20 protein-coding genes and 1 pseudogene are annotated in these 22,644 nt (G+C 63.3%); 6 read left to right on the top strand and 15 right to left on the bottom strand.

Annotation, left to right across the window (positions count from 1 at the left end; translation table 11 throughout):
* Window positions 1–1,080 carry an A/G-specific adenine glycosylase gene (gene mutY, locus DT068_RS11150; protein WP_368904666.1) on the top strand — a complete coding sequence of 360 codons (1,080 nt, stop codon included), beginning with the start codon at window positions 1–3 and terminating at the stop codon, window positions 1,078–1,080.
* Here the strand turns inward: mutY and DT068_RS11145 are convergent, their stop codons facing one another.
* From DT068_RS11145 to DT068_RS11095, 11 genes and pseudogenes are all read right to left on the bottom strand, one after another.
* Entirely contained in the window at window positions 1,081–1,461 is a 381-nt protein-coding gene (locus tag DT068_RS11145) for a helix-turn-helix domain-containing protein (RefSeq protein WP_119389914.1), read from the bottom strand.
* A pseudogene (locus DT068_RS11140) lies at window positions 1,461–1,758 on the bottom strand (type II toxin-antitoxin system HigB family toxin). The gene DT068_RS11145 and the pseudogene DT068_RS11140 overlap by 1 nt, the downstream one beginning before the upstream one ends.
* A 41-nt stretch (window positions 1,759–1,799) precedes the next feature.
* On the bottom strand, window positions 1,800–2,906 hold the full coding sequence (locus DT068_RS11135; RefSeq protein WP_119389913.1) for a site-specific DNA-methyltransferase: 1,107 nt from the start codon (window positions 2,904–2,906) through the stop codon (window positions 1,800–1,802).
* A 99-nt stretch (window positions 2,907–3,005) separates the two neighbouring features.
* Window positions 3,006–3,650: a ribonuclease HII gene (rnhB, locus tag DT068_RS11130; protein WP_119389912.1), complete on the bottom strand. Its 645-nt coding sequence runs from the start codon at window positions 3,648–3,650 to the stop codon at window positions 3,006–3,008.
* 74 nt (window positions 3,651–3,724) lie between these two features.
* Window positions 3,725–4,114: an endonuclease domain-containing protein gene (locus DT068_RS11125; RefSeq protein WP_119389911.1), complete on the bottom strand. Its 390-nt coding sequence runs from the start codon at window positions 4,112–4,114 to the stop codon at window positions 3,725–3,727.
* A gap of 61 nt (window positions 4,115–4,175) precedes the next feature.
* Entirely contained in the window at window positions 4,176–5,015 is an 840-nt protein-coding gene (locus DT068_RS11120) for an isocitrate lyase/PEP mutase family protein (RefSeq protein WP_119389910.1), read from the bottom strand.
* A gap of 11 nt (window positions 5,016–5,026) precedes the next feature.
* Complete coding sequence (locus tag DT068_RS11115) at window positions 5,027–6,163, bottom strand: PA0069 family radical SAM protein (RefSeq protein WP_119389909.1); 1,137 nt, start codon at window positions 6,161–6,163, stop codon at window positions 5,027–5,029.
* 56 nt (window positions 6,164–6,219) lie between these two features.
* On the bottom strand, window positions 6,220–7,011 hold the full coding sequence (locus DT068_RS11110; protein WP_368904663.1) for a transporter substrate-binding domain-containing protein: 792 nt from the start codon (window positions 7,009–7,011) through the stop codon (window positions 6,220–6,222).
* 328 nt (window positions 7,012–7,339) lie between these two features.
* Window positions 7,340–7,888 carry a molybdenum cofactor biosynthesis protein B gene (gene moaB, locus DT068_RS11105; protein WP_119389908.1) on the bottom strand — a complete coding sequence of 183 codons (549 nt, stop codon included), beginning with the start codon at window positions 7,886–7,888 and terminating at the stop codon, window positions 7,340–7,342.
* 1 nt (window position 7,889) lies between these two features.
* Window positions 7,890–8,516, bottom strand: a complete 627-nt coding sequence (locus DT068_RS11100; protein ID WP_119389907.1) for a LysE family translocator — start codon at window positions 8,514–8,516, stop codon at window positions 7,890–7,892.
* On the bottom strand, window positions 8,506–9,342 hold the full coding sequence (locus DT068_RS11095) for a uracil-DNA glycosylase (protein WP_119389906.1): 837 nt from the start codon (window positions 9,340–9,342) through the stop codon (window positions 8,506–8,508). Before DT068_RS11095 ends, DT068_RS11100 begins: the two co-directional genes overlap by 11 nt.
* Window positions 9,343–9,520: 178 nt before the next feature.
* Here DT068_RS11095 and DT068_RS11090 point away from each other — a divergent pair, with 178 nt between their 5' ends.
* The 4 genes from DT068_RS11090 (at window position 9,521) to DT068_RS11075 (ending at window position 15,165) form a co-directional block, all read left to right on the top strand.
* On the top strand, window positions 9,521–11,158 hold the full coding sequence (locus DT068_RS11090) for an electron transfer flavoprotein-ubiquinone oxidoreductase (RefSeq protein ID WP_368904699.1): 1,638 nt from the start codon (window positions 9,521–9,523) through the stop codon (window positions 11,156–11,158).
* A 187-nt stretch (window positions 11,159–11,345) separates the two neighbouring features.
* Entirely contained in the window at window positions 11,346–12,383 is a 1,038-nt protein-coding gene (locus tag DT068_RS11085) for a TadE/TadG family type IV pilus assembly protein (RefSeq protein ID WP_119389904.1), read from the top strand.
* Between the two features lie 211 nt (window positions 12,384–12,594).
* Window positions 12,595–14,325 carry a tetratricopeptide repeat protein gene (locus DT068_RS11080; RefSeq protein WP_119389903.1) on the top strand — a complete coding sequence of 577 codons (1,731 nt, stop codon included), beginning with the start codon at window positions 12,595–12,597 and terminating at the stop codon, window positions 14,323–14,325.
* Between the two features lie 3 nt (window positions 14,326–14,328).
* The gene (locus DT068_RS11075) at window positions 14,329–15,165 is read left to right on the top strand and encodes a 4-(cytidine 5'-diphospho)-2-C-methyl-D-erythritol kinase (protein ID WP_119389902.1); all 837 of its coding nucleotides are present in this window, start codon (window positions 14,329–14,331) and stop codon (window positions 15,163–15,165) included.
* Between the two features lie 50 nt (window positions 15,166–15,215).
* Here the strand turns inward: DT068_RS11075 and DT068_RS11070 are convergent, their stop codons facing one another.
* From DT068_RS11070 to DT068_RS11055, 4 genes are read right to left on the bottom strand one after another with little or no spacing between them, the layout of a single operon-like run.
* The gene (locus DT068_RS11070) at window positions 15,216–16,331 is read right to left on the bottom strand and encodes a serine hydrolase domain-containing protein (protein WP_119389901.1); all 1,116 of its coding nucleotides are present in this window, start codon (window positions 16,329–16,331) and stop codon (window positions 15,216–15,218) included.
* Window positions 16,332–17,669, bottom strand: coding sequence for an L-lactate MFS transporter (locus tag DT068_RS11065; RefSeq protein WP_119389900.1), 1,338 nt, complete (start codon window positions 17,667–17,669; stop codon window positions 16,332–16,334).
* A 2-nt stretch (window positions 17,670–17,671) separates the two neighbouring features.
* Window positions 17,672–18,385: a hypothetical protein gene (locus tag DT068_RS11060; RefSeq protein WP_119389899.1), complete on the bottom strand. Its 714-nt coding sequence runs from the start codon at window positions 18,383–18,385 to the stop codon at window positions 17,672–17,674.
* Window positions 18,382–19,761 (bottom strand): ABC transporter substrate-binding protein, encoded by a 1,380-nt coding sequence (locus DT068_RS11055; protein ID WP_368904658.1) that lies wholly within the window; start codon window positions 19,759–19,761, stop codon window positions 18,382–18,384. The genes DT068_RS11060 and DT068_RS11055 overlap by 4 nt, the downstream gene beginning before the upstream one ends.
* Window positions 19,762–19,977: 216 nt before the next feature.
* On the opposite strand from DT068_RS11055, the gene DT068_RS11050 reads away from it, so the two are divergent.
* On the top strand, window positions 19,978–22,626 hold the full coding sequence (locus DT068_RS11050; protein WP_119389898.1) for a hypothetical protein: 2,649 nt from the start codon (window positions 19,978–19,980) through the stop codon (window positions 22,624–22,626).
* Window positions 22,627–22,644 lie beyond the last annotated feature (18 nt).

Genomic DNA, 22,644 nt, shown 5'->3' with positions numbered 1-22,644 from the left:
ATGTCGCCGCGAACCATGGCGGAACAAGGGCTTTCACCGAAGCGTGAACCGGAATCTGGTCGGCTTCTCGCCTGGTATGACCGTCATCGCCGCGCCTTGCCCTGGCGGGCGGCGCCGGGCGAGTCACCCAATCCCTATCATGTCTGGCTGTCCGAGATCATGCTGCAGCAGACGACGGTGGCGACGGTCGGAACCTATTACCGCAAGTTCCTGGATCTCTGGCCGACGGTCGAGGCTCTGGCGGCCGCCCCGCGCGAGGATGTGCTGAAGGCCTGGGCCGGGCTTGGCTACTATGCACGGGCGCGCAATCTCCATGCCTGCGCCAGGATGGTGGCGGAAGAGCTGGGCGGGAGGTTTCCCGATACCGAAGAGGGGTTGCGTGCTCTGCCGGGCGTCGGCCCCTATACCGCGGGCGCCATTGCCGCCATCGCTTTCGACCGGCGGGCGGCAGCCGTCGACGGCAATGTCGAGCGGGTCATGGCGAGGCTCTATGCCATTGAGGCGCCCTTGCCCGACGCCAAGCCGGAGATCCGGGAAAAGACGCTGGCTCTCGTGCCGCAGGAGCGCGCCGGCGATTTCGCCCAGGCGCTGATGGATCTGGGTGCCACCATCTGCACGCCGAAGCGCCTCAACTGCATGATCTGTCCGTGGACGGATGAGTGCGCCGGACGGCGGGCCGGCATTGCCGACGAGCTGCCGCGCAAGCGGGAGAAGGCCGAACGGCCTCACCGCAAGGGTGTCGCCTTCTGGGTGGAGCGCGACGATGGCGCCGTATTGCTGCGCGAACGCCCCGACAAGGGCCTGTTGGGCGGCATGATGGAAGTGCCCTCGACCGGATGGACCACCGGGAGTCCGTCCGATCCCGCGGCCGAAGCGCCGCTCAAGGCGGCATGGCGCAGGACCGGCCGGAGGATCGAGCACACTTTCACCCATTTCCATGTCGAGCTCGACATCTGGTCGGCGCAGGTACCGGCACATGCCGATGTTCCGGATCGAAGGGCGCGCTGGGTGAAGCGCGAAGATCTTGCCGGCGAGGCGCTGCCCAGCGTCATGCGCAAGATCGTCGCGGTGATGAGCTGATTACCGGCTGTCGAGATGGTACGGTCTCAACAGCACCTCGGCGGGAATGTTCCACTCTACTGAGAGCTTGTGCGCCATCTGCATCGTTAAAGGTCGTTTTCGCCCCAGTATTTCCGATGCGCGTGATCGCGACCCGATGAGCTCGCTGAGATCTTTCTGCGTATATCCCGATATCTCCATCCGGTACTCGATTGCCTCGATTGGATCGGTCGCCTCTATGGGCCAATGCCTGCTTTCATAGGTTTCGATCAGGCTGGCCAGAACATCAAAGCGATTTGCAGCCTCGGTCCCAGGGGCTGGTTGATTTTCGAAGTAGTGCGCGATCTCGGCAAGCGCCCAATCGTAATCGGCCTCGTTGCGTATGGCACGGATATTCCTCATCACACGGTCTCCGGGTCAATGGCGTCATACTTGTACATGCTTGCCGACAAATTTGATCAGGACACGTTTGAAAGCATAAGCGACATGCACCGCCAGTCTGTACTTGTTGCCGCCTATATCGAAGATGCGGCGGTTGTCTCCGATGAAGTCAACTGTCGTGCCGAACATCCGTTTGACATCGGCGGGTGTGTTCCGGCTTGCCTTGTCTACGACCTGATACCAGTTCTTCAGGGGAATTTCCGCCCGCGGGTGTCGCTCCCAGAACTGTTTCAGGGGTCGCTTGGCAATGACCTGCATCGTCCAACATATAGGACGTTCCCGATTTGGGAACAGGGGGCTTAGTCCGCGCTGCCCATTTCCTGGCGCACTTGCTGGCGCAGGAGGTCGATGGGGATGAGGGCCTTGCCCTTGCGCATGTGCCAGAAGGTCCAGCCGTTGCAGGCTTCCGCGCCTTGCACATGGGCGCCGATCTTGTGGATCGAGCCCGAGGCGTCGCGGCAGGCGATCGAGCCGTCGGCGCGCACTTTGGCGGCGATCCGCTGGGCCGGGTCGTAAAGCGTGTCGCCCGCCTTCACAAGGCCGCGCTCGATCAGCGAGCCGAAGGGGATGCGGGGTTCGGCGCGCTTGCCGGTCGAGACCTTGAGCGCCTCGGGGGCTAAGGTTTCGGTGGCGCCGATGCGGGCCTTGGCCGCCTTGGCATAGGTCTTGTCACGCTCGATGCCGATGAAATGCCGCCCGAGCTGCTTGGCGACGACACCGGTGGTGCCCGAGCCGAAGAAGGGATCGAGCACGAGGTCGCCCGGCTTGGATGACGACAGCAGCACGCGCCTGAGCAGCGCTTCCGGCTTCTGCGTCGGATGCAGCTTGTCGCCCTTGCCGTCCTTCAGCCGCTCGCCGCCCGAGCAGATGGGGAGCAGCCAGTCGGAGCGCATCTGCAGTTCCTCATTGAGCGCCTTCATCGCGTCATAGTTGAAAGTGTAGCGCGAGTCCTGATCGCGGCCCGCCCAGATCAGCGTCTCATGCGCATTGGTGAAACGCCGGCCACGGAAATTCGGCATCGGGTTGGTCTTGCGCCAGATCACATCATTGAGGATCCAGTAGCCCAGATCCTGCAGCAGCGCGCCGACGCGGAAGATGTTGTGATAGGAGCCGATCACCCACAAGGCGCCATCGGGCTTGAGGATGCGCCGGCATTCCTTCAGCCAGGCGCGGGTGAAGCTGTCATAGTCGGTGAAGGAGGCGAACTTGTCCCAGTCGTCATCGACCGCATCGACCTTGCTCTGGTCGGGCCGGTGCAGGTCGCCATTGAGCTGCAGGTTATAGGGCGGGTCGGCGAAGACGAGATCGACAGATCCGGCCGACACCTTGGCCAGCTGCTCAAGGCAGTCGCCGATCAGAATCGTATCGTAAAGCGGCTTAAGATCAGGCCGCGACTCGAACCCCATGAAACACCCCAACGCCTACGCAACGAACTTACGAATCCTTTATGAATCAAAGGGATTCACGGGTGAATCGGCTTCTGGGGAAATGGTTAACGGGTGCCGTTAAGCGGCTCGATTTGCAGCGTTTTCGCACAAGGCGCGAACGGGCTCGAAGGAGCGCCGGTGATGCGCCGAAGGTCCAAGACGCGTAAGCGCCGCCTGGTGATCGGGCGTGCCATAGCCCTTGTGCTGGGCGAAGCCATAGCCGGGGCATTGCTGGTCGAGAGCGATCATGATCCGGTCACGCGTCACCTTGGCGATGATCGAGGCTGCCGCGATCGAAAGGCATTTTCCGTCGCCTTCGATGATCGTCTGGGTCGAGCAGGAGAGCTTGGGCGCGCGATTGCCGTCGATGAGAGCGAGCACCGGCATGCGCTTCAGGCCTGAGACTGCCTGGATCATCGCCGCATAAGTCGCCTGAAGAATATTATCGCGGTCGATCACCTCGACATCGACAATACCGACGCCGACCTCGGCCCGTGCATAGATTACGTCATAGAGCTCTACGCGCCGCTCATGCGTCAGCTTCTTCGAATCGTTGAGACCATCCGGCAGCGCGGCGGGATCGAGGATCACGGCGGCAGCGACCACGGGTCCTGCCAGGGGCCCACGCCCCGCTTCATCGACGCCCGCCACGAGCGAGAACCCGCGCGCAAAGGCATCGCGTTCGAAGTTGAAATGCGGCAGGTCCGAATCAGCACGTCTCATGCCGCCAGTGTGGCGGCTTCAGTCCGTGGGGGTCAATATTCCAATTCCTCCCTCCCCGCTTGCGGGGAGGGACGTCACGGCTTTGCCGTGACCGGGTGGGGTATTGGTTTCACAAAAGGGTCTTCGCCTTGCAGCACGGCCCAGATCGTATCAGCAGAAGCGTCAGGATCGCGATTGATATCTGTATTCCACAAACGCGCAATTCGGTAACCCTTGGCGCGGAAATGCGCATCGCGCCTCTCGTCATGGGCGAGGCCCCGCTTCTCGCCGTGCTGGCTACCGTCCACTTCGACGATCAGCTTGTGAGTTTTACATAGGAAGTCGAGAACATATCCATCGATCGGAGCTTGTCGGCGAAAATGATAGCCTTTGCTGCACCAGGTTCTCAGTCTGACCCAAAGTTTTACTTCCTCTGGCGTCATGCGCTTGCGAAGCGCGCGTGCGAAAGAAATAGGATCACTCATGAACCCCACCCGTCCGCCTTCGGCGGCCACCCTCCCCGCAAGCGGGGAGGGAGAAGTTTCGTCAATTCTTCGGCCAGGCCGAGAAGATTGCATTGAGTTCGCCATGCGGCACGGCGTCTTTGGCGAAGGTGAAGGTTCCCTTGCTCTGCACCTCGCGCGCTGCGGCGAGGAAGGCGCCGACCGCCGCGCGGGCAAAAGCGCCGCCGACACTGATGCGCCTGACGCCGAGGCGGCTCAGCTCCTCGACCGTGAGCAGGTTTCCTTTCAGGCCCATTACCACATTGACCGGCCGGTCGACTTCCCGAACGACTGCTGCGATATCTTCGGAACTGGTGAGGCCCGGTGCGAAGAGCACATCGGCGCCGGCATTCTGGAAGGCCTGCAGCCGCATGATCGTATCGGCGAGATTGGGTCGGCCGTGCAGGAAATTCTCCGCGCGCGCCGTCAGCATGAAACGGAAAGGCAGGCTCTTCGCCGCTTCGGCGGCAGCGGCAACCCGCTCGACCGCCGCCTCGAACTCATAGATCGGATTGTCCTTGCGTCCCGTCGCATCCTCGATCGATCCGCCGACGAGGCCCGCTTGCCCGGCGAGCTTGATGGTCTTGGCGCATTCTTCCGGCGCATCGCCGAAACCGCCCTCGAGATCGGCCGAGACCGGCAGGCTCGAAGCATCGGCAATGGCTCCGGCATTGCCGAGCGTTTCTTCGCGCGTGACGGCATCGGCGCCGTCGGGCCTGCCGATGGAAAAGGCAAAGCCGGCACTGGTCGTCGCCAGCGCCTGGAAGCCCAGATGCTGCAGAAGCCGCGCGCTGCCCGCATCCCAGGCATTGGGGATGACGAAGGCACCTTGCTCTTCGTGGAGCGCGGCGAACGCCTTTCCTTTTTCTTTCTGCGAGATCATGGTTCCCCCTCTCAAAACAGCTTGAGCTGCTCTCCTGGCATGGGCGGGCGCCGGAACGCGTCAGTAGCGAGCTGGAGCCGCTCCCGGTTGAAGCCCAGGCGCTGCGCCGCCATTTCGAAGCGCCGCCCGATCGACCAGGCATAGGGCCCGGTGCCGGTGAAACGACGCCCGAAGGTCGCGTCGTTCTCCTTGCCCTGACGTACTTGCCGGATCAGCGACATGACCTTTGCGGCGCGGTCGGGGAAATGGGTTGTGAGCCATTCGCGGAAGATATCCTTCACCTCGAGCGGCAGACGCAGCACCACATAGCCTGCCTCGCGCGCTCCCGCGGCATAGGCGGTCTTCAGGATACTATCGATCTCGCTGTCATTGAGGCCGGGAATGATCGGCGCCGACATCACGACGGTGGGAATGCCGGCGGCCGAAAGCCCTTCGAGCGCGCCGAGCCGCTTCGTCGGCGTCGCCGCCCGAGGCTCCATCGCGCGCGCCAGCTTCGGATCGAGCGTCGTCACCGAGACCGCCACCTTCACCAGGTTGCGTTTTGCCATGTCCTTGAGGATGTCGATGTCGCGCAGCACCAGCGCTGATTTGGTGACGATGCCGACCGGATGGCCGTACTCGGCCAGCACTTCCAGCACCTGGCGCGTGATGCGGTAGTCGCGCTCGATCGGCTGATAGGGATCGGTATTGGCGCCGAGCGCGATGGTCATCGGCTCATAATGCGGGCTCGACAATTCCGCCCGCAGCAGCTCCGCCGCATTGGTCTTGGCGAACAGCTTGCTTTCGAAATCGAGGCCGGGCGACAGGCCCATATAGGCGTGGGTGGGCCTGGCATAGCAGTAGGAGCAGCCATGCTCGCAGCCGCGATAGGGATTGATCGACTGCCGGAAGGAGATATCGGGCGAGTCGTTGGTGGTGATGATCTTCTTCGGCGTCTCTTCGAATACCGTCGTCTTGAGCGGCGGCAGGTCTTCCAGCGTCTGCCAGCCATCGTCGAACAGCGCCGTGCCATGCCGCTCATAGCGGCCCGGCATGTTGAGACGGGCGCCGCGGCCGCGCTGCTGCTGGGGCAGGGTCGCGTAGCGGCCTGCTCCGAGCGCAGACGGGTCAAGCCCGCTCGCCTGGCGCCTGTCGATCAACGTGGTCATGGAGAAAATCTAGTCGTTCTCCATGAACAAATCAAGAACAGTTTTTGAGAAATTCCCTATGGCTTGGGCGTCGTGATCGCGTCCTTGAGCTCGGGATATTTGGCGGTGATGGCGTCAAATCCGCCTGATTTAGCCACTTCCTTGATAGCGGCATCGAGCTTGGCCTTGAGCGCCGCATCGCCCTTGCGTATGCCCGCACCGATGCCTTCACCCAGCACCTTGGCGTCGGTGATGCTCGCTTTGTATTCGCAGCAGGCCTTGCCGTTGTCCGTCGCCAGGAAGCCGCTCATCACTGCCGCACTCCCGATCGTGTAGTCGATGCGGCCGGAAGCCAGGTCCTGGTTGGCTTCATCCTGCGTGGCATAGGTTTTGATTTGCGAGCCTGCCGGAGCGTAGGTGTCCTCGACATGCTTGGCCGAGACGGTGGCACCCTGGACGCCGATCGACTTGCTGGCGAGATGCTGAGGACCGACATCGAGGTCGCCGTCCTTGGGGCCGACGACCCACAAGGTGGTGCGGTAGTAAGTGTCGGAGAAATCGATGACCTCGCGGCGCTTTGGCGTGATCGACATGGCGCTCCAGATCACATCGATCGTGTTCGACTGCAGCGCCGGGATGATGCCGTCCCAGGCCACTTCGACATATTCGCATTTCTCGTTCATGGCCTTGCAGACGGCGTCGATGGCATCGACCTCCCAGCCGACCCATTTGCCCGATGCATCCTTCGAGCTGAAGGGCGGGAAAGGCTCGGCCGCGAACCCGATCTTGAGATCGGCTTGGGCAAGTCCGGCCTGCAGGGCCGTGAGGCCTAACGCCAGGACCAGGGCTTTCAACAACTTCTGCATCATCGACTCCGCGCGATCTGGTCAGGAGATTGGCCGCCCCGATCACGCGTTTCCCGGTGATCGGGGTTCATCATAGGCCATATGCGCGCTTGTATATGGCAGTATCTGTACGGGTGGTTAAATCGAAGCCTTCAGAATTCATTGACCATGATCGAGTGGCGAGCCTTTGCGATGATCGTTTCGAACGGATGATCAGTTGCAGGCGTTGTGGCCGCGCAGGATGGCGCCCGAGAGCAAGACGCTCAGTTCCGCTTGCCTCCGGTCCTTGATGCCGCGGCCCGGCCGAGATGCGGGCGGATGAAAATATTGCGGCAGACGCGGTCGCGAGCGGTCAGCCCTTGCGCCGCTGCAGGTGCTCGTCAAGGCGCGGCATGATCTCGACGAAGTTGCACGGCATGTGCCGGTAGTCGAGCTGGCTCCTGAGGATGCCGTCCCAGCCGTCGCGGCAGGCGCCGGGCGAGCCCGGCAGGCAGAAGATGTATTTGCCCTTGGCGACGCCCGCGGTGGCACGCGACTGCACCGTCGAGACGCCGATCTTCTGGAAGGAGATCATGTGGAAGGCAACACCGAAGCCTTCCATTTCCTTCTCGAACAGCGCCCGCATCGCCTCGACCGTCACGTCGCGGCCGGTCAGCCCGGTCCCGCCGGTCGAGATGATGACATCGACATCGTCGCGTTTCAGCCACTTGCGCACTTGCGCGCGGATGGCGCGCACATCGTCCTTGACGATCTGGCGGTCGGAGAGCTTGTGGCCCGCCTCGGCGATCCGTCCTGCCAGTGTGTCGCCAGATTTGTCGGTTTCGAGCGTGCGCGTATCGGAAACCGTGAGCACCGCGATGCGCACCGGGATAAAGGAACGGCTTGCCGGGGTTTCGCTCATCTCAGCGTCTTTCGAAGGCGAGGCGCGCCGCGAGCACCAGGAAGAGCGACGCCGAAGCGATGGCGAAGCCGCGGGCGATGCGTGGACTTTGGCTGAGCTTGGCGCCGATGCCGCCGGAGAAGACGGCGACCAGGCTGTTGATCGCCGTGCCGCCGAAATTGAAGATCATGCCGAGAATGAAGAGCTGCAGCAAAGGCGAGCCGTTTTCCGGCCGCACGAAGGGCGGCAGGAAGGCGAACATGAAGACGATCGTCTTGGGATTGAAGGTGTTGACGAGAACGCCGTCGCGCCACGCCGCGAGGAGGCTGCGCTTCTCCGATCCCTGGGCGAGGGGACCCGCCGCCGAAGTGAGCGTCTTGTAGGCAATCCACACCAGATAGGTGGCGCCTGCCCAGCGGATTGCGTCGAACATCGCCGGATAATGCGACAGGACCACCGCGATGCCGGCCGCCACCAGCATCAGGTGGATGAACGATCCTGCGGCAATTCCAAAACTCGCGGCGATGCCCGATCTGGTGCCGCCCTTGATGCTTTGCCCCAGCACATACATCATGTCGTTGCCCGGGGTGAGATTGAGGGTGAGCGCCGCTGTAAGGAAGACGACAAGGTCGGCTGCACTAATGGGCATCGGCTTTTAGCCTCTGCTTGAGGGAGATCAAATCGCGCCAGGCCAGACGCTTCTGCGCCGGCTGGCGCAAGAGATAGGCCGGATGCAGGGTCGCGAGCAGCGGGATGCTGCCGCTCTCCGTGGCGAAGTCGAACCAGCGGCCCCTGAGCTTCAATATGCCCTCGGACCTGCCGATAAGGCGCTGCGTCGGGGTGGCGCCGAGGCAGACCAGAAGCCGGGGCTTCTTGATCTCGATGGCGCGCTTGACGAAGGGCAGACACATCAGCGTTTCCTGGTCGGTGGGCGTGCGGTTGCCGGGCGGGCGCCAGAAGATGACATTCGAGATATAGACGGAATCCTGCGGACTCTCGCCATGCCGCGACAGGCCGATCGCCTTCAGCATGCGGTCGAGAAGCTGGCCGGAGCGGCCGACGAAAGGCTTGCCCTGGATGTCTTCGTCGCGGCCTGGCGCCTCGCCGATCAGCATCACATCGGCTTGTGCGTTGCCGTCGGCGAAACAGAGATTGGTCGCCGTTTTCTTGAGCGGGCAGGCTTCGAAGTGCCGAAGCGCCTGCTCGATCTCGGCCAGCGTCGAGCATTGACCGGCCATCAGCGCGGCGTCATTGGCGCCGGCCGGCTGTGCCGCGGGGCCGCTGGAATATTGAGCGACGATGGCAGTAGGCCTGACGATGCCCGGTGTGGCCAGAGGTGCGGCTGCGGCCTTGGCCGGCTCGGGCGCCGTGGGGGTGGGCGTCAGCAGCCGGTTCACCGGCGCATCGCCGATGATCTCGTCCGCTCCCATCTCGACCAGCCATTCTAGGGCTGCTGCTGCTTCGCTGGCTCTCATGTCGCAAACAGTGTTTTCAATGCCTTAAAGGGTGGCTTGCGCCTCTGTCTCCTGTCACTATAACAGGCCGGAACCAATCGCATCCATTTTATGGCTATGCGAAAAACGAGAGCCGGTTACGCAAACAACCCGGTGAATTGGGAGAACGGGAACTGTGGAAGACGTCCAGCGCGAAGCCATGGAATACGACGTCGTGATCGTGGGGGCGGGGCCCGCCGGCCTGTCCGCCGCCATAAGATTGAAACAGCTCGCCGCCGAGACCGGCCATGACGTGTCGGTCTGTGTCCTCGAAAAGGGCTCGGAAGTCGGCGCCCATATTCTCTCCGGCGCCGTGATGGACCCGATTGCGCTCAACGAGCTCATTCCCGACTGGAAGGAGAAGGGCGCCCCCCTCAAGACCGAGGTCAAGGAGGACCGCTTCTATGTCCTGGGGCCGCAAGGCTCGGTGCGCCTGCCCAATATCCTGATGCCGCCGCTCATGGACAATCACGGCAACTACGCCGTGTCGCTGGGCAATGTCTGCCGTTGGCTGGCCCAGCAGGCCGAGGCGCTCGGCGTCGAGATCTATCCGGGCTTCGCCTGCTCGGAAGTGCTCTATCGCGAGGACGGATCGGTCAAGGGCGTCGTTGCCGGCGTCTTCGGCATCGCCCGGGACGGCTCGCGCAAGCCCGACTTCCAGCCCGGCATGGAGCTCCATGGCAAATATGTCTTCATCGCCGAAGGCGTCAGGGGCTCGCTCGCCAAGGAGATCATCGCCAGGTTCAACCTGTCGGAAGGCAAGGAGCCGCAGAAATTCGGCCTGGGCATGAAGGAGCTCTGGGAAGTGCTGCCCGAGAACCATAGGGCAGGGCAGGTCACCCACACGATGGGCTGGCCGCTCGGCCTGAAGGTCGGCGGCGGCTCCTTCATGTATCATCTCGAGGACAATCTGGTGTCGGTGGGATTCGTCGTGCACCTGAACTACGACAACCCGCATCTCTTTCCCTATATGGAGTTCCAGCGTTTCAAGCATCACCCGCTGATCGAGCCGGTGCTGCGCGGCGGCCGGCGCATCGCCTATGGTGCCCGCGCCATCACCGAAGGCGGCTTGCAGTCGGTGCCGAGGCTCTTCTTCCCGGGTGGTGCGCTGATCGGCTGCTCGGCGGGCTTCGTGAACGTGCCGCGAATCAAGGGCTCGCATAATGCCATGAAAACCGGCATGCTCGCCGCCGAGACCGCCTTCAAGGCGCTGCAGGCCGGCCGCGCCGCGGACGAGCTTGCCGACTACCAGACGGCTTATGAGAAATCCTGGGTCTATGAGGACCTGAGCCGGGTGCGCAATGTGAAGCCGATGTGGTCGAAGCTCGGCCTCGTCGGCGGCCTGGCGCTGGGCGGCGCCGATATGTGGCTCAACCAGCTTTTCGGCTTCGGCCTCGGCACCTGGAAGCACGGCAAGGCCGACTATGCAACGCTCAAGCCCGCATCCCAGATGAAGCCGATCGACTACCCCAAGCCCGACGGCATCATTTCCTTCGACCGCCTCACCAATGTGGCCTTCTCGGCGACCAATCACGAGGAGGACGAGCCGCCCCATCTCAAGCTTAAGAACCCGTCGATTCCCATTGCCGTCAATCTGCCGAACTGGGCCGAGCCGGCGCAGCGTTACTGCCCGGCCGGCGTATATGAGGTGGTGGGCGGAGAAGGCCAGGAGCAGCGCTTCCAGATCAACCACCAGAACTGCGTCCACTGCAAGACCTGCGACATCAAGGATCCCTCGCAGAACATCAACTGGGTGGTGCCGCAGGGCGGCGAGGGCCCCAACTATCCCAATATGTGACCGGTCTAGGAAAATACTTCGAAGTTTATTCGAAGTCCTTCAGGGCCATTTAAGCCAACCAGCAAAAGACCCGTTGATCAGCCCCGGTTGATTAAAGTTTTAATCAAACCGGCAATCGCTCAAGAACCCTCTTCTCTTAGTTTGCCCCTCATGCGACGCGCGCATCTGCGCCGGGGATGTGAGGAAGATGAAAAACCATCTGAGCAGGATTTGGACAAGCGGTGGCTCGCTGCTGCGCCGGTTCCGCGGTGATGCGCGCGGCAATGTCGCCGTCATCACAGGGCTTGTTGCCATTCCGCTGTTTGCCTCGGCGGGCATCGCCATCGACTATGCGCGTCAGCAGTCGGTTACGGCCTACATGCAGGCCGAGGCGGACGCCGCGGCACTTGCGGGCGCCGTCGGCGGGCCGACGGCCGGTGATCAGGTAGGAGTGACCGCCGCCAAGGATCATACAAAGTCGCGTTATGGTGACAGCATCGAGAATGTCTCGTTCCAGGGCACCTGGTTGAACGCCACGGACTTCAAGGTCGCTGCGACGGCCAAGGTGCCGGTAACGATCATGGGCGCCGTTCCCGGCATTGCGAAGGAAATGGATGTGGATATCATCGCCGTGGCGCGCTATTCCGAGCCGGTGCTGGAATACAAGCCGCCAGTCCTCACTGATCTCGACCCGGAGGCGTGGGACTACAACCGCATCTACGTCTATTGCTACGACAGCGCGAAGAAAGGCAATGCCGACAAGGGGCGGTCGCAGATGACGGCCGTCGCCGACAATGGCGGCACCAAATACACCTATACGATGCCGGTATGCGGGCCCAAGGAAACCTTGAGCTTCCGGCTGTACAATGTGCGCAATATGCGGACCACGAAGTCGAAATGGGATAAGGGAAGCGCGGAGCGCTACAATTATTACACCGATACGGTAGTCAACGACGACGGCTCGGAAACCTATAGCCTCGGCTACAGCCTGCTCGAAACCATCCTGTGCGATACTAGCAACCAGTGCAAACCGGTAAATCAGGGCGGCATCATCCAAGAGGGGCCGAACCGGACGCCGAAAAAGGCGACGTCAACCTGCTCGACCGGCAAGTTTTTCTACTATGGCTGGGAAGACCGTCCGCCGGAAAAGGGCGGGTCCGACAGGGACTACAACGACATCCGTATCGTCCTGGAATGTCCGACTGTGAAGGCCAGCGGCCAGAATTCCGTGAGGCTCATCAAATAGCGAGCCTGCGACCGATATTCGAGTTTGAGCAAGTGACCCTATACACCACCCGGGCCAGCTTGCACCTCGGGGCGTTTCCTTGCGAAACGCCCCTTTTTCTTGAGGTCGGCGGCCCTGCGATTCCACGCCCCTTGCGGCAATCGTCAAAAAACCTCATTTTATGTCCTGAATCGCCAGGGAGTGCCTCGCGATCGGAAAGAGTTCCACCTTGATGATGAAGCCCCTCAGCCGGATGCTGCCGGCCTTGGCCTTTGGCCTGATGTTTGCCGCCCTTCCCGCCCATGCGGGCTATGAAGATCTCGATATCGAAGGAACCTCGCTGTCTGGCAGCTACCTCGCCGGCCGCTTCGCCGGCAAGCAGCGCGACATGGATGCCGCGGGCCAGTATTTCCAGCAGGCTTTGCGCGATGATCCCAACAATGCGGTGCTCATCGAGCGGGTCTTCGTTTTCGATCTCTCGGAAGGCAAGATCGCCAGCGCCGAGGACTATGCCGAGCGTGTGCTTTCCTTCAACAGTCAGCATCGCATGGCCCGCTTCGTGCTCGGCCTGCGCGATGTCAGGCTGAAGCGCTTCGTCCGCGCCCGCGAGAACTTCAAGAAGGCCGCCTACACGCCGATCGGCGAGCTGACATCGGCCCTTCTCACCGCCTGGACCTATGCCGCCCAGGGCAACCAGGCGCAGGCCTTCAACGCCCTCGACAAGCTCGACCGGAACGAGACGCTCGAGAACTTCAAATCCTATCACGGCGCGCTGATCGCCGATTACCTGGGCGCCAATCTCAGGGCCGACAGCTTCTACAAGAAGGCCTATGCCCAGGCCGGAAATTCGCTGCGTGTCGTCCAGGCCTATGGCAACTATCTGGACCGCATCGGCCAGAAGGACGAGGCGCGCAAGGTCTACGAGCAGTTCCTCGCCGCCGCCGAAAAGAATCCGCTGGTGCGCCAGGAGCTCGACGCCCTCAATCGCGGTGACAAGCCCGAGCCCTTTATCAAGACGCCGCAGGCCGGCATGAGCGAGGCGCTGTTCTCGGTGGCGAGCGCGCTGTCCGACGACCAGGGTCTCGATGTGGCCTTGGCCTACGCCCAGCTCGCGCTTTCCGTCGAGGGCGACAAGAACATCAATCTCACGCTCCTGGGCGACATCTATGAGAGCATGAACAACTATCAGCGCTCGATCGACGCCTATGATGCGATCGACAAGACCTCGCCGCTGAAATCCAATGCCGATCTCGAGGTCGCGGTCAATCTGCAGAGGCTCGAGAAGAAGGACGAGGCAAAGGCCCGCCTCAAGGCGCTGACCGATAGTGATCCCAAGGACTATGATGCCTTCGTGACGCTCGGCAATCTCTATCGCAACAACGAGGAATTCCAGCTCGCCGCCGATGCCTATAATGCGGCGGTAGCCTTGATCGCGACGCCCACGAAGGACAATTGGACCGTCTACTACTATCGCGGCATCGCGTTGGAGCGCACCAAGCAGTGGGACAAGGCGGAGGCTGATTTCCGCAAGGCCCTGCAGCTCGAGCCCGACCAGCCGATGGTGCTCAACTATCTCGGCTATTCGATGATCGACAAGAAGCTCAACCTCACCGAGGCGATCGCCATGGTGCGTAAGGCCGTCGAGTTGAAGCCGAATGACGGCTATATCGTCGACAGTCTCGGCTGGGCGCATTTCCGTCTTGGCGAGTATGACGAGGCGGTCAGGCAGCTTGAGCGCGCCGTCGAACTGAAGCCCGCCGATCCGATCATTGCCGACCATCTGGGTGATGCCTATTGGCGCGTCGGCCGCCAGCTCGAGGCGCGCTTCCAGTGGCAGCACGCCAAGGACAACAGGCCTGAGCCCGAGGACCTGACGCGCATCGAGCAGAAGCTCAAGGAAGGCCTTCCCGACGACCAGCCGGTAACCCCGGCACAGAACGCGCCTGCCGGGAACAACGGGTAATCCTTGCTGCACAGCGAGCGGGCGCCGGCCAAGATCAATCTGGCACTTCACGTGCTTGGCCGCGGGTCGGACGGCTATCACGAGCTCGACAGCATCGTCGCCTTTGCCGATGTGGCGGATCGCCTGAGCTTCGCGGACTCCGAGGACTGGCAGCTCGCCATCACCGGTCCCTTCGCCGCCGAGCTTGCCGATACCGCCGGCAATCTCGTGCTCAAGGCGGCGCGGGATTTTGCCGACGCCTTCCCCGCCCGAAGCCGGCCCTATCACATCACGCTTGAGAAGAATCTTCCGATCGCCGCGGGTATCGGCGGCGGCTCGGCCGATGCGGCGGCCTGCCTGCGCGGGCTCGCGGCACTTGCGGGCGGGGTGGATGCGGAAGGGCTGCGCGCCGTCGCCGCGGGCCTCGGCGCCGATGTGCCGGTCTGCCTTCTCAACAGGGCCTGCCGCATGCGGGGTGTCGGCGATCGGCTGGAGCCGCTGGCCGATGTGGCGCCGATGCCGGCGGTGCTGGTCAATCCGCGCCGGCCGGTGGCGACGGCGGAGGTCTTTGCGAAGCTTGCGCTCGCGCCCGGCGACAGTGCTTTTGAAGGCCTCGTGGCGGGAGCGGACATCGCCTCCTACCGCAACGATCTCACCGCGCCCGCTCTGGCGCTCGAGCCGGTCATCGCGGAGGTGATCCAGGCCTTGCAGGCGACCGAGGGCGTCCATTTCGCCCGCATGTCGGGCTCGGGCGCCACCTGCTTCGGTATCTTCCCGTCGGTCCAGGAGGCGGACGCTGCCGCCATCGATGTCATGGGTGCTCATCCCGACTGGTGGGTCATGCCGACGAAGATCGGCTGAAGCATGATCCGGAAAAGTGGGCAGCGGTTTTCCGATCAGATCATGCGCAATCAAGAAGCCAGATCGGCATAGAGCGCGTCGCGCGTGTCCCTCACGAACTGCCCGTTGCAGCCTTCGAGCGCAGTGTTGCTGAGGCTGACGACGCTCAGGCCTTTGGCGATGTCGACATACCAGTCATTGCCATAGACCCCGCCCCAGTTCAGCGTGCCGGCCGATTGCGGCGTAGCGGCCGCTTTCGGGTCGGACACGATGGCGCTCAGATAGCCGAAGCGTTGGCCGGGCGGCTCGCTTTCGCGCGGCAGCGCGCCGATCTGGTTGGAGACCGCGGCCCGCCATGTCTCGGGCCGCAGCACCGGCGTGCCCTCCATGCGCAGCGCTTCGAGGAGCCGCAGCACATCGGGCGCCGTTCCCACCATGCCGGCGCCGCCCGACTGGAAGGCGTGCGGGTTGAAGGCGCGCACCGGCGCGAAATTGAAGATGCCGGTCTCGGCGTTCCCGAGAACGATCCGATCGGGCATGCGCATCGCAACCGGCGTGGCATCGGCATAGGCGGTGGCGAGGCGGCTGCGATCGGCGATGGCGAAGCCCGTATCGGCAGCGATGCCCAGGGGATCGTTCACATAGCGCCTGACGACCGCATTGAGCGTCGTCTCCTCGACGGCGGCGAGCACGGCGCCCAGCACATCGATGGCCACCGAATATTCCCATGAGCTGCCCGGCGCGAATTTGAGCGGGCGCTTCGCCAGGCGCGTGAAGTTCTCCTCGAAGCCGAAATCGGTGTCCGACAGGCCATCGGAAAAATCGGCATCGGGATAATCGTAGCTCAGGCCCGAAGTGTGGGTGAGGAGATGGCGCAGTGTGATCAGTGGCTCCGTTCCATCGGCAAGGCGCGGCCGGAAATAGGGGAGGTGGAGCCTGACAGGATCTTCGAGCCTGATGCGGCCCCGATCTGCCATGGCGAGCGCCGCCATGGCTACGAAGGGCTTGGTGACGGAGGCGAGGCGGAAGATCGTATCGCGGCGCACCGGCACGCCCGCCTCGCGATCGGCAAAGCCTTTTTCCGTCGCGAAGACGATCTCGCCGTCCCTGGCGACCAGGAAAACGACGCCGACGATGCACCCGCGCGCAACGGCATTGTCGATGACATTTTGCAGTCTGGTGAACATTTACGTGGCGACATCCTGCTTGGCGAAGACCTTGAGGAGGATGCGCCGCGGCACGAAGCGCTCGTCATTGACGAGGAAGCTGAAGGTGAAGGCGACGCCGAGCACGAGGATATTGAGCAGGAACGCATAGATGATGGCGCGGTCGGGATAGCTGTCCTTGATGCTGGCGACCATGAGCGGCCCCGCCACGCCCGCCGCCGACCAGGCGGTGAGGATGACGCCATAGAGCCTCGCCATGCGCTGCGTGCCGTAAACATCCGAGACCATCGAGGGCATGATGGCGAAGCCGCCGCCGAAGCAGCTCAGCACATAGCACACGAAAATGGCGAACATCCACGGGCTGTGCTCCGTCATCAGGAGGCCGAACACGACGAGCTGCGTGGCGAACAGCACGCGGAAGGTATTGAGCCGGCCGAGCCGCTCCGACAGCGCCCCCCAGAAGATGCGCCCGAAGCCGTTGAACAGCGAGCTGACGGCGATCAGCGTGGCGCCATAGCCGGCAAGCACCGAGCGCTCGAGCGAGGGATCGCCAAGCCGCCAGATGTCCTGGTAGAGCGGCGACAGGAAGCTGATGATCGAGATGCCGGCCGTGATGTTGAGGAAGAAGATGAACCACATGATCGCATACTGGCCGGCGAGGAGATAGTCGCCGATCGGCAGGTCCGCTTCCCGCTCGGCCCGTGCATAGGGGCCTTCGCTCTCAGTCGCCTTCCTGGTCGTCGCGACGAAGCCCGGGGGGATATGGCCGTCGGGCGGGTTCTTCAACAGCGCCGCCGAGCCGATGGCGACCGAGCCCAGGATGGCGCCAAGGGCCGCGAACACGTATGTCAGGTCGGCGGAGAAGAGGTGCATCAGCACCGGCGCCAGCAGGACGCTGAGCACGAAGGCGCCGAGCCCGAAGCCCATGGCGACGATGCCGGTCAATTGCCCGCGCCGGTCGGGAAACCACTTGATGACGGTCGCCATCGGCGTCACATAGCCGAGCCCGATGCCGATGCCGCTGACGGCGCCATAGCCCAGATAGAACAGCGGCAGGCTCTCGACCGCCAGCGCCGCCGCCGCCAGGGCATAGCCCGCCGCGAACAGAATGCCGCCCATGACGGCGAGCTTGCGCGGGCCCATCCGGCCAAGATTGACGCCGCCCCACGCCGCCGACAGGCCGAGACAGCAGATGTTCAGACTGAAAGCCCAGGAGGTTGCGGTGTTGCTCCAGCGGAACTGCTCGACCAGGAGCGGCTGGAAATAGCTCCAGGCATAGACGGTGCCGAGGCAGAGCTGCAGGAGGGTGCAGGCGGCGGCGACCAGCCACCGGTTGGGCGCCTGCGCGGGCGTCGGCATGCTCACACTCCCTCGTTTTTTGCCCGGCGGATCAGCCGGCCGAGCTCGCCCACTTCATCGACGCGCTCGAGCAGCGGCTCGAGCTGGCCCGGCGCCGGGGGCGCATGCTTCTCGCCGGAGAGCGAATGCCAGGCATAGCGGCCGAGGAGATGGAGCGGCCGCGACACCTGGTACATCAGCCCATAGGTCGCCAGCACGCTGACGACGAAGATGATGGTGAGCAGATAGACGACCTTGCCGATGGCCGTCTGCACCTGGAGCGCGAAATAGCCCTTGTCCATGCCGACATGCACGCGTCCCGCCTCGCCGCCGATGATGCCTTCCGTCACTTCCGAGAAGCTGCCCAGCCCGGCCAGCGTGCGGTCATAGGTTTCCGCCTCGCTTCTGTAGTCGGCGGCGATCTCATCCGGCACGCCCGGCACGAAAGTGTGGGCGATGATCGTGCCTTGCCCGTCGACGACATAGACATAGGAGACGCCGGGGATCTCGACATACTGATCGATGACCGACTGGAGGGCGGGATAATTCTGGTTGATGATCAGGTCGCTGTCCGAATTGGCGATGGCGCGCGCGATCGCCCGGCTGCTGGTGAGGAAATAGTCGGTGAGCTGCCGGTCCACGGTGTGGACATAGATGACGGAGGTCGACACCAGGATGAGGCCCATGAGCGCGAACACGCCGAACAGGGTCTTCTGATAGAAGCGCGCGATCCTCATCGTTTCAGCCAGGCCTCCCACTCGGCATCCGCCAAAGGCACGAACTGGCCGCCTTTGATCACGGTGTAATAGACCTGGTCCGAGGCCTGGCGCCGGCCGGTCACGCCGCCCAGGGAAAATGTCTGGCCGAGGCCCAGATCGATATCGCCCAAGGCGAGGGCCGCCGGCGCCAGCTTGGCGCGGCTGGGGCTTTCGCCCATGCGCTCGAGGATCGCCACGAACATCCTGGCGTTCAGATAGCCCTCGAAGCTGATGAAGCTGTAGGGCAGCGGGGTGTATTCGGTTTCGGGTGTCTTGCCCGAAGGATAGAGGAGCGCCTCGGGCGGCATGATGTCATAGCGGTAGCGATCCATCGCCGCGCGATAATCGCGCACGACGGGAAGCGAAATGTCCTGATAGCTCGGCACCACCTGCGAGCTGACGAGGCGCGACGTATAGTCCTTGCCCGCTTTCTGCTCGGCTTGGGCGAGCAGCTTCAGCATGGCATCGCTGCCGACGAAGGAGATCGTGGCCACCGGAACGGCGACGTCCCTGTCGCGCAGGTCGCGCACGAAGCCGGCGCAGGCGGGATAGGTACCGACGCAGATGATGGCCTCAGGCGCCACGCGCTGCATGATCGCCACCTGGCCGTCATAGCTCTGATCGAAGGGGGAGCCGCGCCGATAGGTGGCTTCGCCGGCGATCTCGAGTCCGTGCTGCGCCAGCGCCTTGCGTAAGCCGGCCCATCCTGTCCTGCCATAGGCGTCCGCCTGGTAGAAGATCGCGATGCGCTTGTGCCTTGCGGCGATGAAGTGATCGACGAGGCCTTGCGTCTCCTGGTCGTAGGAGGCGCGCAGATTGAAGCTGAAGGCGTCATAGGGCGGGATGCGGCTGGCATCGGCCCCGGTGAAGGGGAAGAAGAGGAGGAAGTGATCGCCCTGGCGCATGCGGAGCAGCGGCAGGGTGCGGATCATGGTGGGCGTGCCGACATAGGAGAAGAGGGCGAAGACATTCTCCTTCATGAGCCGCAGCGTATTCCGGATCGCGAGATCGGGCTGGTACCTGTCGTCATAAGCCGCGATGGTGATATGCCGGCCATTGACGCCGCCCGCCTGGTTGCGCTGGATGAGATAGGCCATGGCGCCGCGATAGAGCTCGATGCTGAGCGCGCGGGCGCTCGCCGAGAAGTCGGCCGACATGCCAAGGCGGATTTCCTTCTGGCTGACGCCCGAATTGTCCTGCTGCGCCAGCGCCGGATGGCCGAACAGCGTGCCGAGCGCCAGGAGGCTGAGCGCGAGGACCGGTGTCAGTTTGAGCTTGATCTGCAGAGTAGCTCTCCCCCATTCGCCTGCGCCTGCGGTGATGGACCTTCTACCAGACCCGATTGCGGCCTTCAACGGCGCGCCGCTTCGCAAGGGGCTTGTGAGTTTTCTCGGATTCGGACCTTTCACCGCAGGATCGGAAACGCCATGCGAGAGGCGCCGGCGATGGGTGATCGGAGATTCGAATTGCCGGCAACGGAAATTCCCGCTTTCGCCGCTTAAGTCGCCTGCGCATAGTCGTGGCTTCAATTGGTTGACGCTTGAAGCCGCGAAGGAGCTGATCCAGGCCCGATGCCGATCACCGGAAAAAGGTCGCCGCAGATTCTCCTGCTGAACTTGCCTCATCTGGATTCGGTCGTTGCCGGGGAGCCGGTTCGATGGGCGATCAATCGCCTTATCGAAGCGCTCGCCCGGCGGGGATTTTCCGCCGTCCCGCATCACGGCTCGAAACACGACGGCGAGCCCGTCACGACCATCATCATCGCCAGCCGGCAGTCCATCTGCCATTTTCCCGAAGCGCAGGGCATTGCCGCCGAAGCGCGCCCGGCTGACCCTGAGTCTTTCCTGATCTGTCCGATCGCCAGCCGGAAGGGTCCCGTCACCCTGGTCTATTCCGTCGATGCAAGCGGGCTCGTCTATGCCCTGACAGAGCTTTCCGACCGGGTCATGAGCGAAGAAGGCGATGACACCGGCCTGGCAGTCAGGGAGCCCTTGCTGGAAGGGCCCGCGGCACGCGTAAGAGGAATTTCCAGAATTTTCTCGTGCCGGGACCTGGACCGGCCGTGGCTGGTCGACAGGTCGTTCTGGGAAAGCTATTTCGCGATGCTTTCCGGAAACAGGTTCAACAAGTTCTCCCTCACCTTGGGGATGGCCTACAACTATCCCTATGACAACGAGTTCGTTTCCGATGTCTATCTGCACTTTCCCTATCCCTTCCTCGTCAAGGTGCCGGGCCATGATGTGCGGGTGGCGCATCTGGATGAGAGCGAGCGCGAGGAGAACCTGCGCGCGCTTCAGTTCATGGCCAGGGAAGCGGCGAAGCACGGCCTGCAGTTTTGCCTGGGGTTGTGGAACCACCAGTATGATTTCGGAAATCCGAAAGGGCTGAGCCACGCCATAGAGGGCCTGAGCGAGGGCAATCACGCCGCTTATGCGCGCGATGCCCTGCGCCTGCTGTTGCAGGCCTGCCCCGAGATTTCCGGGATAACCTTCAGGGTTCACGTCGAAAGCGGCATTTCGGAAGCCAACCTGGCCTTCTGGCGCACGCTGTTCGAGGCCTTCGGGTCGTTCGGGCGGAAGATCACCATCGATCTCCACGCCAAGGGGGTGAGCCAGGACATGCTCGACATGGCGCTGGCCACCGGCATGCCGGTGACCATCTCTCCCAAGCATGTGGGCGAGCATTCGGGCCTTCCCTATCACGCCGCTTCCATCCGCCAGGAGGAGCGCATCCGCCACGACAATGCGCTGGTGAAATGGGGCGTGAGCGAAGGCTCGCGGCGCTACCTCAGATATGGCTATGGCGATCTGCTGAAAGGAGAGCGGCCATACGATGTCGTCTATCGCGTGTGGCCCGGAACGCAGCGCCTGCTTCTGTGGGGTGATCCGGCGCTGGCCGCGGGCTTCGGCCGCACCGCGACTTTCGGCGGCGCAGCGGGCATCGAATATTGCGAGCCTCTTTCCTTCAGGGGCCGGATGCCGTCGTCGTCTCAAGAACGGCCTGCCGCGAGCCGGCCGGGCTACCGCGATGCCGGGCTCGCTCCCCGGCATGACTGGGAGAAATATGAATATGGCTATCGCCTGCTGGGACGCCTGGCCTATGCGCCCGACGGCGATGCGCAAGGATGGCGGCGGTTTCTGCGCGCCCGCTTCGGCGCCGCCGCCAGGCCTTGCGAGGAAGCGCTGGCCGAGGCCAGCCGGATTCTTCCGCTGATGACGCTGACGCATGCGCCTTCGGCATCGAACAACACCTACTGGCCCGAGATCTACACCAACATGTCGATCGTCGATGAGGCGCCGAGCTATCCTTATGGCTATGACATGCAGCGCCCGGCGCGCTACGGGACCGTGCGCAGCTTCGATCCGCAATTCTTCATGTCGGCCGAGGAGTGGGCGAAGGCCGTGCATACCGGCGCGCCGCTGCGGCGCTACACACCGGTCGACGTCGCCCTGTGGCTTGAACGCTGCGCATCGGCGGCGGATGGCGGGCTCGCGGCCGCCCGGGCGGCAGGGCCGCCGGACAGCGCGGATTTCCGCAGGCTTGCGATCGATGTCGCCATACTGGCGGGGCTCGGTCATTTCTTCGCGCACAAGAACCGGTCCTCCTGCCTGTGGGAGCTCTACACGCTGAATGGCAGCCCCGCCGCCGCTTCCCTGGCGATCGATTTCTACGGCAAGGCATTGGCGGCGTGGCGCAGCGCGGTCGAGGCGGCGGGCGATGCCTATGAGAGCGACCTGTCGTTCGGGCCTTCGCCCTGGATGGGCGGGCACTGGGCCAACCGGACGGCGGATATCGAAGGCGACATCCGCCTGATGGCGAAGCTGGTGAAGGATCACCCGCGGCCCATGGAGGCGGAACTGACCGGCGCCGCGCTGGCAGCGCTGCTGCGCGGCGGCCCGCAGCGCCTTGCGATCTCGCATGAGCCGCCGGCGGCCTTCAGCGCGGCGCAGCCCGTCGATATCGCGCTCGCGATCGACCAGGACAAGGGCAGGGCCGTCGTGCTGCACTTCCGCGAGGTGGACCAGACCAAGGCCTGGGGCAGCGCCGTGATGGACTTCGATGGCGCTCGCTATACCGGCACCATTCCGGCCTCGGCGACCCGGGGCGGCTTCGCCATCCAGTATTATTTCGAGATTTCGGGACAGGAAGGCTCGACCCTTTATCCGGGCCTCGCGGCCGATCTTTCCAACCAGCCCTACTTTGCCGTCGCACCCGCATGAGGATTTGTCATTGCGTTC

The sequence above is a fragment of the Taklimakanibacter lacteus genome, assembly GCA_003576695.1.
Classification (GTDB): Bacteria; Pseudomonadota; Alphaproteobacteria; order Rhizobiales; family Aestuariivirgaceae; genus Taklimakanibacter; species Taklimakanibacter lacteus.
The sequence above is the reverse complement of the archived record's forward strand: the minus strand, read 5'-3'. Positions and strand labels throughout refer to the sequence as shown.